Annotated in this window: 10 protein-coding genes; 6 read left to right on the plus strand and 4 right to left on the minus strand. The window is 51.6% G+C overall.

What is annotated here, in order from left to right; all coding sequences use genetic code 11:
• Nucleotides 1-2: 2 nt before the first annotated feature.
• A complete protein-coding gene (gene glgB, locus Q0X64_RS12875) occupies nt 3-2,183 on the minus strand; it encodes a 1,4-alpha-glucan branching protein GlgB (RefSeq protein ID WP_297813857.1) in 2,181 nt (726 codons plus the stop codon).
• Nucleotides 2,184-2,283: 100 nt separating this feature from the next.
• On the opposite strand from glgB, the gene glgC reads away from it, so the two are divergent.
• Genes glgC through gcvH form a run of 4 tightly spaced genes read left to right on the plus strand, consistent with a single transcriptional unit; the run spans nt 2,284 to nt 7,058 of the window.
• Nucleotides 2,284-3,552 (plus strand): glucose-1-phosphate adenylyltransferase, encoded by a 1,269-nt coding sequence (glgC, locus tag Q0X64_RS12880; protein ID WP_297813860.1) that lies wholly within the window; start codon nt 2,284-2,286, stop codon nt 3,550-3,552.
• Nucleotides 3,542-5,224: a glycoside hydrolase family 57 protein gene (locus Q0X64_RS12885; RefSeq protein ID WP_297813863.1), complete on the plus strand. Its 1,683-nt coding sequence runs from the start codon at nt 3,542-3,544 to the stop codon at nt 5,222-5,224. Before glgC ends, Q0X64_RS12885 begins: the two co-directional genes overlap by 11 nt.
• Nucleotides 5,224-6,672 carry a 4-alpha-glucanotransferase gene (malQ, locus tag Q0X64_RS12890; RefSeq protein ID WP_297813866.1) on the plus strand — a complete coding sequence of 483 codons (1,449 nt, stop codon included), beginning with the start codon at nt 5,224-5,226 and terminating at the stop codon, nt 6,670-6,672. The genes Q0X64_RS12885 and malQ overlap by 1 nt, the downstream gene beginning before the upstream one ends.
• The gene (gene gcvH / locus Q0X64_RS12895; protein ID WP_297813869.1) at nt 6,672-7,058 is read left to right on the plus strand and encodes a glycine cleavage system protein GcvH; all 387 of its coding nucleotides are present in this window, start codon (nt 6,672-6,674) and stop codon (nt 7,056-7,058) included. Before malQ ends, gcvH begins: the two co-directional genes overlap by 1 nt.
• On the opposite strand, the gene Q0X64_RS12900 is transcribed toward gcvH, so the two are convergent.
• Entirely contained in the window at nt 7,034-8,155 is a 1,122-nt protein-coding gene (locus Q0X64_RS12900) for an anhydro-N-acetylmuramic acid kinase (protein WP_297813872.1), read from the minus strand. The genes gcvH and Q0X64_RS12900 overlap by 25 nt on opposite strands.
• A gap of 7 nt (nt 8,156-8,162) precedes the next feature.
• Nucleotides 8,163-9,788: a peptidoglycan DD-metalloendopeptidase family protein gene (locus Q0X64_RS12905; protein WP_297813874.1), complete on the minus strand. Its 1,626-nt coding sequence runs from the start codon at nt 9,786-9,788 to the stop codon at nt 8,163-8,165.
• Between the two features lie 128 nt (nt 9,789-9,916).
• Here Q0X64_RS12905 and tyrS point away from each other — a divergent pair, with 128 nt between their 5' ends.
• A complete protein-coding gene (tyrS, locus tag Q0X64_RS12910) occupies nt 9,917-11,116 on the plus strand; it encodes a tyrosine--tRNA ligase (protein ID WP_297813877.1) in 1,200 nt (399 codons plus the stop codon).
• 46 nt (nt 11,117-11,162) lie between these two features.
• On the opposite strand, the gene Q0X64_RS12915 is transcribed toward tyrS, so the two are convergent.
• Nucleotides 11,163-11,660 (minus strand): hypothetical protein, encoded by a 498-nt coding sequence (locus tag Q0X64_RS12915; RefSeq protein ID WP_297813880.1) that lies wholly within the window; start codon nt 11,658-11,660, stop codon nt 11,163-11,165.
• A gap of 214 nt (nt 11,661-11,874) precedes the next feature.
• Here Q0X64_RS12915 and Q0X64_RS12920 point away from each other — a divergent pair, with 214 nt between their 5' ends.
• A complete protein-coding gene (locus tag Q0X64_RS12920; RefSeq protein ID WP_297813882.1) occupies nt 11,875-12,771 on the plus strand; it encodes a helix-turn-helix domain-containing protein in 897 nt (298 codons plus the stop codon).
• Nucleotides 12,772-13,124 lie beyond the last annotated feature (353 nt).

Here is a 13,124-nt window from a genome sequence, read left to right on the forward strand (position 1 = left end):
AGCTAATGAATTTTCTTGATGATTAATCCGGCCAGGGGGGGCAGGTTGAGTTTGATCGAGTAGGGGCGATCAGAGCTCGGTAATGCCTCGGCTTCAATCACTGGCGGGTTGTGGTAGTTGCTGCCGGCGTAAAACTCCGAGTCGGAGTTGAGCACGATTTCGTAGTTGCCGGCTTCCGGCACGCCCACCCGGTATTTTTCACGGGGCATCGGCGTGAAGTTGAAGACGTTGATGATAAAGCTGCTAGCATCTTTACGCAGGTAACTGAGTACCGAGTGTTCCCGGTCATTGCAGTCAATCCACTCAAAACCATGTGGGTCAAAATCATGGGCGTGCAGAGCCGGCGTGTCACGATAAAGCTGGTTGAGGTCACGGATCAGCTTTTGCAGACCCTGATGAACCGGGTAATCCAGTACGTACCAGTCCAGCGACGTTTCACAGTTCCATTCATTCCCCTGACCAAACTCACAGCCCATAAACAGCAGTTTTTTGCCCGGATAGCTAAACATTAGGGTGTAAAGCAAACGCAGGTTGGCAAAGCGCTGCCATTCATCACCAGGCATCTTGTAAAGCATGGAGCTTTTGCCGTGGACGACCTCATCATGAGAGAAGGGCAAGACAAAGTTCTCGGTAAAGGCGTAAAGCAGGCCGAATGTCAGCGCATCATGATGATAGCGCCGGTGAATCGGGTCCATCTGCATATATTCGAGAATGTCGTGCATCCAGCCCATATTCCACTTCATCGAGAAACCGAGCCCACCCATATGAGCTGGCCGCGAGATCATCGGGTAGGAGGTCGATTCCTCGGCGGCGATAATAGAGCCGGGATGTTCCTTGTGCAGCACGCTGTTAACGTGCTTGAGAAAGTCGATCACTTCCAGGTTTTCACGGCCACCGAATTCATTGGGTAGCCATTGGCCCTCTTCACGTGAGTAATCAAGGTAGAGCATTGAGGCCACAGCGTCGACACGCAGTCCGTCGATATGGAATTCTTCCAGCCAGTAGAAAGCACTGGAAAGCAGAAAGTTGAAGACTTCCTTGCGGCCGTAATTGAAGATCAGCGTGCCCCAGTCCTGATGTTCGCCACGGCGGGGATCGGCATGTTCATAGAGTGCTGTACCATCGAAGCGGGCCAGGCCATGAGCGTCCTTGGGAAAGTGTCCGGGCACCCAGTCGAGCAGGACACCAATATTGTGCTGATGACAACGGTCGATGAAAAAACGCAGGTCATCGGGTGAGCCGAAACGGCTGGTAGGGGCAAAATAACCGGTGGTTTGATAGCCCCATGAGATATCCAGTGGGTGCTCGGTAATCGGCAGTAATTCGATATGAGTAAAACCCTGTTCGCTGACATAGGGAACGAGTTCTTCGGCCAGCTCACGGTAGCTGTAAAAACGGCCGTCAGCATGACGTTTCCACGAGCCCATGTGCACTTCATAAACCGAATGTGGCTCATGCAGCCAGTCGGCATGTTCGCGCGTATCCATCCAGTCTTCATCCTGCCAGCGGTGCTGGCTGGCTGCGGTTACCCGAGAGGCCGTTCCGGGGCGTAGCTCACATTGCTGACCATAGGGGTCCATCTTCAGGTGCAGGCCGCCATCAACACGACTGCGGATTTCGAATTTATACAGTTCGCCGGGCTCAAGCTCGGGAATGAAAATCTCCCAGACACCACTGTTGCCCCTGACCCGCATCGGGTGGCGACGGCCATCCCACTGGTTGAAATTGCCGACTACGCTGACCCGTTCAGCCCCCGGTGCCCAGGTGGCAAACAAGGTACCTTTAATACCTTCCACTTCGTACACGTGGGCACCCAGGATTTTGTAGGCATGCCAGTGTTTGCCCTCCGAAAACAGGTGCAGGTCATATTCTGATAGTTGGGGCATGATGCTGTAGGGGTCGTGAAAAGCGACTTCCTCACCGTTATGACGCTGGCGGTGGATCTTATAGGGCCAGCGGACTTCAGTCTGATCGCCCTTCCAGACAAACATATCGCTGCCTTCAACACGCTGCATAGGGAGTTTGTCGTCGATAGTCGCGTGTAGGGTATCGGGCAGAAAAGCGCGAATAACGGTCTGGTTTTTTTCCTGATGCAGACCCAGCACGCTGAAGGGATCGTGATGCCGGGCTTCAATGATTTTTATTGTGTCTTCATTCAAATTCTTGTCAAAAACCATTGCCATAATATCCCGTGAAATTATTTTAATTGCCGTGTTCAGCGCCTCTATGGCACGCTAACAGTATTACATCACAAATCATAGGGCTTTGGCCGGAGAATTCAATATGAGCGAAAATAACAGCACCCGTTTTGTCAGTCGTCTGACTCGTGACACTCTGGCTCTGATTTTAGCCGGCGGTCGTGGTTCGAGACTCAAACAACTGACAGACTGGCGGGCTAAGCCGGCAGTGCCGTTCGGCGGCAAGTTTCGCATTATTGATTTCCCACTCTCCAACTGTGTCAACTCCGGCATTCGCCGGGTCGGTGTGCTGACCCAGTACAAGGCGCACTCGCTGATTCGTCATATCCAGCAGGGCTGGGGGTTTATGCGGGGTGCACTGGGCGAGTTCGTCGAGTTGCTGCCAGCCTCTATGCGTAATGAAAAGGGTTGGTATGAGGGCACGGCTGATGCGGTGTATCAGAACATTGATATTCTGCGTAATCATGGCCCTGAGTATGTATTGATTCTGGCCGGCGACCATATTTACAAAATGGATTATGGTGATATGCTGGCAGAACATGTTGCCCAGAATGCTGATATGACTATTGGCTGTATTGAAGTGCCGATTGAAGAGGCCAAGGCGCTGGGTGTCATGTCCGTAGATGTCAACAGACGCATTGTGGCGTTTGATGAAAAGCCGGATGAGCCAACACCGATGCCCGGTCGTGAAGATGTGGCACTGGCTTCAATGGGCATTTATGTTTTCAATGCGGCCTTTCTTTATGAACAACTGATTAAGGATGCCGACACCAAAGGCTCCAGCCATGACTTCGGTCATGACATTATTCCCAACCTGATTAAGAACTATAAAGTGGTGGCTTTCCCCTACAAAGATGTGCAGGGAAATGACCCCGGTTACTGGCGTGATGTCGGTACCATTGATGCATTCTGGTCGGCTAACCTGGAGCTTATTGGCGTCACGCCGGAGCTGAACCTGTACGACGATGACTGGCCTATCTGGACCCATCAGGCGCAGCAACCGCCGGCCAAATTTGTATTCGATGATGATGACCGTCGCGGCACCGCGGTAGATTCGATGGTATCAGGTGGCTGTATTATCTCCGGTTCGACCGTTCGACACACGGTGCTTTTCTCTAATGTCGAGGTCCACAGTTACTCGCTGATCGAGGACAGTGTCATCTTGCCGGACGTGTCGGTTGGCCGTCACTGCCGTCTGAAAAATGTGGTCGTTGATAAGGGATGCGTGATCCCGGAAGGGACGGTGATCGGTGAGGATCTGGAACAGGATGCTAAACGCTATTTCGTTTCGCCCAAAGGTGTGGTGCTCGTCACGCCGGAAATGTTAGGACAAAACTATCGCTATGTCAGATAAACTCAAGGTTGTTCTGTGCTGGCACATGCACCAGCCTCAATACAGCGAACCCATGGGCGGCATGTACCAACTGCCCTGGACCTATTTGCACGCCATTAAAGACTATACCGATATGGCCTGGCACCTGGAGAACGTGCCCGGAGCCAAGGCAGTGGTCAATTTTGCGCCGACTTTGCTGGAGCAGCTGGCTGACTATGATGAGCAGCTTAAAGGTCGTTTTAAAGGCACCGGCCGGCTGAAAGATCCCTTACTGATGGCACTCGACTCACCGGTGCAACCGCATCATGCCGAGGAGCGTAAGACGCTGATCTCAGCCTGTCTGCGGGCCGATGAAGAAAAATTGATCCAGCCGTTTCCGCATTTTGCCCGGCTGGTGGAAATGGCCCGCTGGACGCTGGAAGAGCCGGACCGGCTGAATTACATCAACGATCAGTTCATGATCGACCTGTTGGTCTGGTATCACCTGGTCTGGATGGCCGAATCGGTCAGGCGCAGTGATGTCAGGATTCAGGCTTTGATGAAAAAAGGCCGCTTGTTTAACTTTCATGATCGCCGGCAGCTGGTGATTGTTATCGGCGAATTACTTCATGATCTGCTCCCGCGTTACAAAAGACTGGCGGAAAGTGGCCGCGTGGAGCTGTCGGTTACGCCATACGCCCACCCGATTGTGCCATTGATGCTGGATATCAATTCAACGCTGGAAGCCATGCCCGGTGCTGAATTACCCGAGATCACCCATTATCCCGGTGGCCGTGAACGCGTCCACTGGCATATCGAAGAGGGACTGCGGGTGTTTGAATCCTTCTTCGGTTTCCGTCCCAAAGGCTGCTGGCCATCAGAAGGTGCTGTCTCGACAGAGACACTGAAGGTGATTGCCCAGCATGGCTTTGAATGGGCTGCGACGGGGGAAAATGTACTGCGAAACAGCCTCAAGCTCTCAGAGATGGCTGATGCCAGCATCCACAAACCTTACAAATTGCCTGGTGCCAGCCCTGCTTGTTTTTTCCGTGACGATGGCCTATCCGATATGATCGGTTTTCTCTACACCAAGTGGGGCGCCGACGATGCGGTGAATGACTTCATTCATCACCTGCTTAACATCAAGAAAAATACTGAGGGTGATCATGACCGCGTAGTGTCGGTAATTCTCGACGGCGAAAATGCCTGGGAATATTATTCCTATAACGGCTATTACTTTCTGCAAGCGCTGTACCGCCGGCTGGAAGAACACCCGGATATCGAGTTGACCACCTTCACCGAGGCACTGCAATCAGGTGTTACCCCAGCGGAACTGCCCAAGATGGTGGGCGGTAGTTGGGTATTTGGTACCTATTCCACCTGGATTGGGGATCCCGACAAGAATCGTGGCTGGGATCTTCTCAGCGAAGCCAAGAAAACCTACGACAGGGTAATGGCGACGAACGACTTTGATGATGAGACCCGTGAAGCCCTGGAACGGCAACTGGCGATTTGCGAGGGCTCGGATTGGTTCTGGTGGTTTGGGGATTATAACTCGGCCGACAGTGTCAGTGATTTTGAGCGACTTTATCGCCTGCACTTGTCCAACCTCTATCAAATGCTGGGAGAAGAAGTGCCGCAAAAATTATCAGAAGTGATTTCACACGGTGGAGGCAGTATGGAGCAGGCCGGCACGATGCGCCGCGGTAATTAATGCGACAGGCTCATATATTCGATCAACGCCGGACTGGCCTGCTCCTACACATTACCAGCTTGCCTTCGGGCAACCTGGGCCAGGATGCGTACCGCTTTGTTGATTTTCTGCAATCAGCAGGTGTCAGTGTCTGGCAGATGTTACCGCTGGGCCCCACTCATGGTGATCGGTCGCCCTATCAGTGTTTATCTGCCCATGCCGGTAATAACAGGCTGATCTGTGCAGATAGGCTCAAGGCCGAGGCCTGGGCTGAAGCGGATAAACTGAATGACCTGAAAAAGTCAGAGCTGATAGCCCATGCCTATCGACAGTTTATCGACGCTGCCGATGAAGATGAGAAGCAGGCTTTTTCCACTTTCTGCCTGCAGCATCAATACTGGCTGGAAGACTACGTGTTGTTTCGCGAGCTGCGCCATTTAAATCAGTCACAGGCCTGGTTCGACTGGCCACCTGCACTGCGTGACAGAGCGCCCCAAGCGCTGGATAAAGTCAGGGGTGAACGGCAGGAGGCGCTTAATATTCGTCGTTTTGAGCAGTTTATTTTTTACCGTCAATGGCACCAATTGCGTGCTTACGCCAATGAGCGTGGCGTGAACCTGTTTGGCGATATCCCTATTTTTGTTGCTCATGACAGTGCCGATGTCTGGGCCGAACCTGATTTGTTCACCCTTGATGAACAGGGACAGCCAACCCGGGTGGCCGGGGTGCCACCGGATTATTTTTCCGAAACAGGTCAGCGTTGGGGCAATCCTCTGTATCAATGGTCGCGTCATATCGAACATAACTTTGACTGGTGGCGGCGGCGTCTGCAGACACAACTGGAATGCTTCGATCTGATTCGCATCGATCATTTCCGTGGCTTTGAAGCCTGCTGGGAAATTCCGGCCAGCTGTGAAACCGCGATTGACGGGCAGTGGGTGACGGCACCGGGCGAGCAACTGTTTGACACTATGCTGGCGCATTTTGGCGAATTGCCGCTGGTAGCCGAAGATCTGGGCATCATTACTGACGAGGTGACGGCCCTGCGCGAGAAATATGCTATGCCGGGGATGAAGATCCTGCAGTTCGCCTTTGGCGGCGATGCCAGCAATCCTTATCTGCCGCATCAGCAGTGCGAGGATAGTGTGACCTATACCGGCACCCACGACAATAACACGACGCTGGGCTGGTATCAGAGTCTGGAAGAGCACGTGAAAGCGCATCTGCATGCTTATTTGGGAGAAACCAGTGAAACCATGCCCTGGCTGCTTATCCGCACCGCGCTCAGTTCGGTATCCGAGCTGGCCGTGGTACCGATGCAGGATATTCTCTCGCTGGATGGTGAACACCGGATGAATGTACCTGGCACCGTGGAAGGGAACTGGGGCTGGCAGTTTGAGTGGGACAGGGTAGATGATGAGATTGCTGCTAAACTGAAAGCGCTTAATGATTTATATGGAAGACAGTAATGGAAGCCAATCCCGATCATTTACGCTATGCCCCTACCCATGAGTGGGTGAACGAAGAAGACGGTGAGGAAATGACCGTCGGTATCACCGAGCATGCGCAGGACCAGCTGGGTGATATTGTCTTTGTTTCGCTGCCGACGCCGGGCAGTCACTTTCAGGCGGGCGATGTTTGCATGTTTATCGAGTCGGTCAAATCAGCCTCGGATATTCACATGCCGGTGAGCGGTACTGTTCTCGCCGTCAATCAGGAACTGGAAGAGAGTCCGGAACTGGTCAACCAGGATGCGTTTGGTGATGGCTGGCTGTTCAAACTGAAGATCGATGAAGATGCCTCCAGTGAGCACCTGATGGACAGCTTCGGTTACGACGCCTCGCTGGACGAATAGAGCGCGCCCAAGATAGCGGCTCTGGACGCACCGGTTACCGCCGGCAGATTACCGGGCTGATGCAGTGTGAACTGTTGTGCCAACCAGGCAAAGGCACAGGCCTCAACCCAGTCCGGTGCCAGTCCCAGCGTGGAAGTGGTGCTGACCTGCATCTCAGGCAGCTTGTCTCGTAATGTCTGCATCAGTACTTCATTATGGGCGCCGCCGCCACAGACAAATACCTCATCCGTCTGCGCCGCATAATGCTGTATTGCCTGGGCAATTGAAGTGGCCGTCATCTGCAGCAGGGTTTTCTGCACGCTACGGGCTTTGATGGGCTTGTCCAGCTCAGCCAGTTTCTGGGTTAACCAGTTCAGATTGAAGTATTCACGGCCAGTGCTTTTAGGCGCGGGTTGTTGCAGGAAAGGGTCGGCCAACAGCAGTTGTAGAAAATCTTCATCGACTTCACCGTCACGCGCCCACTGACCATTTTCATCGTAGAGATCACGATGGTGCTGCTGATACCACTGATCCAGCAGAACATTGCCCGGCCCGGTGTCAAAGCCTGATACCGGTGTTTCAGTATCTGCTGGCAGAATGGTGATATTGCCTATACCGCCGATATTGGCGATAACACGGTCATGTTTTTGACTATGAAACAGAGCCTGATGGAAAGCCGGTACCAGTGGGGCCCCCTGACCACCCAGCAGCATATCGCGCTGGCGGAAATCAGCCACAGTATCAATGCCGGTTTTCTCTGCAATCACATGGGCATTGCCAATCTGCATGCTGAATGGGAAAGCCGCCTCAGGCGCGTGATAGACCGTCTGACCATGACAGCCAATGGCTTCAATATTCTCTGCCGGGGTTTGTGTTTCAGCCAATAATTGATTGATGGCGTCAGCGTAGGCATGGCCCAGTGCCATATCCAGTTGCCCCAGTTGCTGTAGGTGGCAACGGCCCGAGTCGATGAGTGCGACAAGGTCGCGGCGAAGCTGCTCATCAAAGGGATAGGTTTCTGCCGCGCGCAGCTTCATGCCCTGTTGACTGAAGTCAACCAGGGCAATATCTATCCCGTCCAGGCTGGTGCCTGACATGACGCCGATATAAAGAGCCATAGGCGGATTACTGGTTGAATGCCAAAGCCGGCAGTGACAGGTTATCCAGTTGTGCCAGCAGAGGCTGAGATTGTTGCTTGAATTCGGCCATATACTTTTTGTTGAGCGGTTCTGCCTTGGGCAGGGCTACGGTCAGCGGGTTACGGTGAACGCCGTTGACACGGAATTCATAATGCAGGTGAGGGCCGGTTGCCAGACCACTACTGCCGATATAGCCGATGGTTTGACCTTGTTTAACGCGCTGACCCGCTCTCAAACCTTTCTTGAAGCGTGACATATGGGCATAAAGCGTGGTGTATTTACCGCCATGAGAGAGAACGACAGTGCGGCCATAACCGCCTTTTGTACCGGCAAAGCTGACTTTACCATCACCGGTCGCAAGAATCGGCGTGCCTGTAGGTGCTGCATAATCCACACCACGGTGAGGGCGGGTGGTTTTTAGTACCGGATGCTTACGGTTGGGATTAAAGCGGGAACTGATGCGTGAGAAATGTACCGGTGTGCGGGTAAAGGTTTTACGCATGCTGTCGCCATTGGGCGCAAAGTAATGACTGCTGCCTTCAGCATCGGTAAAGCGAATAGCCCGGAAGGTCTTGCCTCGGTTGGTAAACTCGGCTGCGAGAATATTACCGTCACCGATTTTCTCACCATCAAGATAGGACTCTTCAAAAATCACTTTGAAGCTGTCGCCCTGACGCAGGTCAAGCGCAAAGTCGATATCCCAGCCGAAGATATGAGCCAGTTCCATAATCAGTTTGTCTGACATACCGGCTTTCAGGCCTGATCCGAACAGGGAGCTTTCAATGCTGCCGGCGACTTGTTTCTGACGGCTATCAACTTCACGGGTCAAAGTTTCAGTATCAAAACCATCTTCAGTCTTGCTGAGTTGAAAAGTTTCTATCGGGCTGAGTTTCAGCGCGAGTTTTTCCAATGTGATGATGTCATCCTGCTCAGACAGTCCAAAACGCAGGGTCTGGCCGGGCTTGAGATTCAGCAGCGGCGCGATTTCATCACCTGTTTGTGCCACGTTGTATACGTCACGTGCCGACAGTCCGACTCTGGGGAAAATCAAAGACAGGTTATCGCCAGACTGAACGGTCACTTCTTCCCAGCTCAGAGATGGGGTGCTGACTGTCTGGGGTGCAGCCAGCACTTCATCGGTTGTGGCGGGAGTAGCTTCTGCTGCCGCGTTTTGTTGCTGTTTGAGATGAAGTTGTTCAAGCTGCGCCGGCTCGGCAAGACTGACAGTCTCGGTTTCAGGTGTCGCTGCTTGCACGGACTCAGACGAGGCGGCTTGTTTCGATGGAACTGGCACACGTGATACAGCCGGGTTGTTAGGCTGTTCATTAAGCGGTGTTTTTTTCAGGCTGACAGCTTTGCTAGTGTTATTAGTTGTTTCAGTGATTTTGCTGGGAATAAGCTGCTGGCTGCTTTGACCAGGAAGTTGGATCTGTTTTGACTTGGTGTCGGTGCTGACAGGAGTGCTGGTTGCCAGAACCATGGTTGTGAGGAAAATACCAACAATGGTGAGCAGTGATAAAAGCAGGATGTGGTGGCGTTTGCTATGGGAAGGTTTTTCGCTGGTGAACAGCCGTGCATGAGGCGAACTGCTCAAAAGTCTGTTACGTTTCATATGCAAACTCTTGCTGAAATTATAAATTCTTCCAATTCTGGCAGCATTTTAAGAGAATTGGAACCCCTTCCGCTAAGCTTGTTGTGATAACATTGCCCGCCATCACAAAATTAACTCGGAGTAGCTAGATGATCCCTGTACAAGAGGCGATGAGCGAGATTCGCCGTGGTGCTGATGAAATACTGGTGGAAAAGGAACTGATCGAAAAACTCGAGTCAGCTAAACCTTTGCGGATCAAGGCCGGTTTCGATCCGACCGCACCGGACCTGCACTTGGGACACACCGTGCTGCTAAACAAGCTTAAGCAGTTCCAGGATCTGGGCCATCATATTTTATTCCTTATCGGTGACTTCACCGGCATGATTGGTGATCCCACCGGTAAGAACGTCACCCGCCAGCCACTCACGCCTGAGCAGGTCGAGCAGAACGCCATTACTTACCAGGAGCAGGTGTTCAAAATCCTCGATCCGGAAAAGACCGAGGTGGTGTTCAACTCGCACTGGATGAACGACATGTCATCGGCCGATATGATTCGTCTGGCCTCCAACCACACGGTGGCCCGGATGCTCGAGCGTGATGACTTCCACAAACGCTATTCCAATAATCAGCCGATTGCGATTCACGAGTTTCTCTATCCTTTAATACAGGGCTACGACTCGGTGGTGCTGGAAGCCGATGTCGAACTGGGCGGTACTGATCAGAAGTTCAACCTTTTAATGGGGCGTGAACTGCAAAAAGCTTATGGCAAACCGGCACAATGCATTTTAACCATGCCCATCCTGGAAGGTCTGGATGGTGTGCAGAAAATGTCCAAATCGCTGAACAATTATATCGGTATCAACGATAGCCCCAAGGATATTTTCGGCAAACTGATGTCGATCTCTGATGCCCTGATGTGGCGTTATATCGAATTATTGAGTTTCCGTAACGTCAACGAGATTGATGAGTGGCGCCAGCAGGTCGAACAGGGCCGTAACCCAATCGAAGTTAAAAAAGAGTTCGCCGAGGAAATTGTTGCCCGTTTCCACGATGAAGCGGCAGCCAAGGCAGCCCGTGATGGCTTTGAAAACCAGTTCAAAAAAGGCCAGTTGCCTGATGATATCCCCGAAATCACTTTATCTGTGGGGGCTGAGGGCATGGCGATCGCCAATGTGCTTAAAGAAGCCGGCCTCACGGGCAGTACCTCAGATGCGATGCGCATGATCAAACAGGGCGCCGTCAAAATTGATGGCGAGAAAGTGGCCGATAAATCGTTACTGATTGAAGCCGGACTGGAAGGCGTTTTCCAGGTCGGCAAAAGAAAGTTCGCCCGTATCACAGCTAATTAAAATGAGTGACCGGCAGTGCTGTACAGAAACTGCCGGTCATGCAGTTTCAGAGTAGCTTCCTGCCGCAGCGTTTACAGTTTTTATCCTCAACCTGATTGATAAGGCTGTGTTTCAGCACCACGACCGCTGCTTTGCCAAAACCGTAGCTGGTTACCAGCAGACTGGCGTAAAGGTAAATATTTGAGAGCATGAAACCCAGCCCGGACGGCGTGTAATATTCTGTTGCCGGATCTAAGCTGGGAAACAATGCATACATCAAAAACAGGCTGGAATTGGTGAAAGCGCCAACCACCATAGCCCACCTGACATGCCAGGGCAGGGCGACCCTGGCCGCATAAAAACCAAGAATCAGTGCGCTCATCAATAAGAAGTCGATATGAGCCTGAAGCACTCTGCTGGGTTTGCCGGGAAAAACGCTTTCCACAAAGCCCACCTGATTGTAGAGTCCCACCAGAGCCCAGGCCAGAATCAAGGCCATTAATATCCAAAGACAAGCCCCACGAATCAAAACGATATTGCCGGCATGTTCTTGCTTGTTGGTCATAATCTCTCCCGTTGATATAGTTAGAATCAAAAGAATCATGCCAAAACAGAGGGCTTAACACTTTGCTCATCTGGTACTAATTTTTGACTGAAAAGGTTGTGTCATGAATCAGCCTGGCCCGATATCATCAGATTTACCTCTCCAGCGTCTCGGTGGCGAGCGCTTCAGTACGGCTTATCAGCCTGCTTCACAGAGACTGGAATGGTTGAGGGAGGTGATTGGAAAACAATACGCCAATGTTGAAATTACGCCACCGGATGACACATATCTTTACAACGACATGTTCATTTATCCCTGGCAACAGGGCATACGTTTGTCTCCGATTTATTCCAACGCCATCACCCTTGAACGATTGCCGAGCGAACCGGAAAACGTCACCCAAGACTGTTACTTTGTGGTTTTACTAACTGCCGGACAATACAAAATTGAACAGGGAGGACGTGAGTCATTCCTGAAACCGGGAGAGATGACTCTATATGATGCGACTGAACCGCACCGTATAACGATACCTCAGCCATTTTCCAAGGTGCTGATTTCTGTGCCACGGCATTTGCTCAACGCGCGTATCGCTAACGTAGAACAGCTCACCGCGAGCAAACTCAATACCCATGATGGCATCGGTGCTGTCACATCCAGACTGATTCAATCTATAGTTAACGAATTACCGACACTGGAGCATGGCGCCTTTCAGTCTCTTGCCGAGCCCACCATAGATAGTCTGAGCTATTCACTTATCGGGAGCCAGGGAAAGCAAACCGAGTTATCGCAATCGCAAAGCTTGTCACTGTGGCGCGTGAAACAATTTATCAAACACAACCTTGGTAACAGTGAGTTGAACGCAGCAACCATAGCTGCTGCGGTTAAATTATCGCCGCGATACATTAATAAGATGTTTGAGCAGGAGCAGACCTCTTTAATGCGTTTCATGACTCAACAGCGTATTGCCCGTTGTCGTCATTATCTGGCCAGTCAACTCCATAATCATCTAAGCATAACCGAAATCGCAATGCAGGCAGGTTTCAATAACATGTCACATTTCAGTCGCGTGTTTCGTGAACAATATGGAATGACACCCCGTTACTATCGCCAACAGCAACTGAAAAAACACTGAACAGCAGCGGTAATCAGCCCAAAAGCAAAGTTATCAGACGCTGTCGATAAAATTATTACAATAAAATTACCTATGAATTCATAGGTATACTCCGCCTCGATTCTAATCAGGAATAACTTCCTGTTGACCTTTCCCGGTCAGGCTGTAGAATGCCCCTCTTTCGTTGCCAAGCCAAGGCGTTCAGCTAGGCAAAACGGCAGCAAAAATAGTTTGACAGTCCGGCGAGGCACTGTATAATTCTCGCTTCTTTGCTGCAGCAAGTTCTGCAGGAAACGCTCTTTAACAAACTGGTATCAAGTAATTTGTGTGGGTGCTTACGTTAGGTCGTAGAAAACCTGACGTGAACATTCATA

This window comes from uncultured Methylophaga sp. (assembly GCF_947259025.1).
In the GTDB taxonomy this organism is placed as follows: Bacteria; Pseudomonadota; Gammaproteobacteria; order Nitrosococcales; family Methylophagaceae; genus Methylophaga.

What these genes read in the sequence shown, in the direction of transcription:
- glgB (WP_297813857.1), bottom strand. Translation starts at nt 2,183, where the DNA reads ATGGCAATGGTTTTTGACAAGAATTTGAATGAAGACACAATAAAAATC.
- glgC (WP_297813860.1), top strand. Translation starts at nt 2,284, where the DNA reads ATGAGCGAAAATAACAGCACCCGTTTTGTCAGTCGTCTGACTCGTGAC.
- Q0X64_RS12885 (WP_297813863.1), top strand. Translation starts at nt 3,542, where the DNA reads ATGTCAGATAAACTCAAGGTTGTTCTGTGCTGGCACATGCACCAGCCT.
- malQ (WP_297813866.1), top strand. Translation starts at nt 5,224, where the DNA reads ATGCGACAGGCTCATATATTCGATCAACGCCGGACTGGCCTGCTCCTA.
- gcvH (WP_297813869.1), top strand. Translation starts at nt 6,672, where the DNA reads ATGGAAGCCAATCCCGATCATTTACGCTATGCCCCTACCCATGAGTGG.
- Q0X64_RS12900 (WP_297813872.1), bottom strand. Translation starts at nt 8,155, where the DNA reads ATGGCTCTTTATATCGGCGTCATGTCAGGCACCAGCCTGGACGGGATA.
- Q0X64_RS12905 (WP_297813874.1), bottom strand. Translation starts at nt 9,788, where the DNA reads ATGAAACGTAACAGACTTTTGAGCAGTTCGCCTCATGCACGGCTGTTC.
- tyrS (WP_297813877.1), top strand. Translation starts at nt 9,917, where the DNA reads ATGATCCCTGTACAAGAGGCGATGAGCGAGATTCGCCGTGGTGCTGAT.
- Q0X64_RS12915 (WP_297813880.1), bottom strand. Translation starts at nt 11,660, where the DNA reads ATGACCAACAAGCAAGAACATGCCGGCAATATCGTTTTGATTCGTGGG.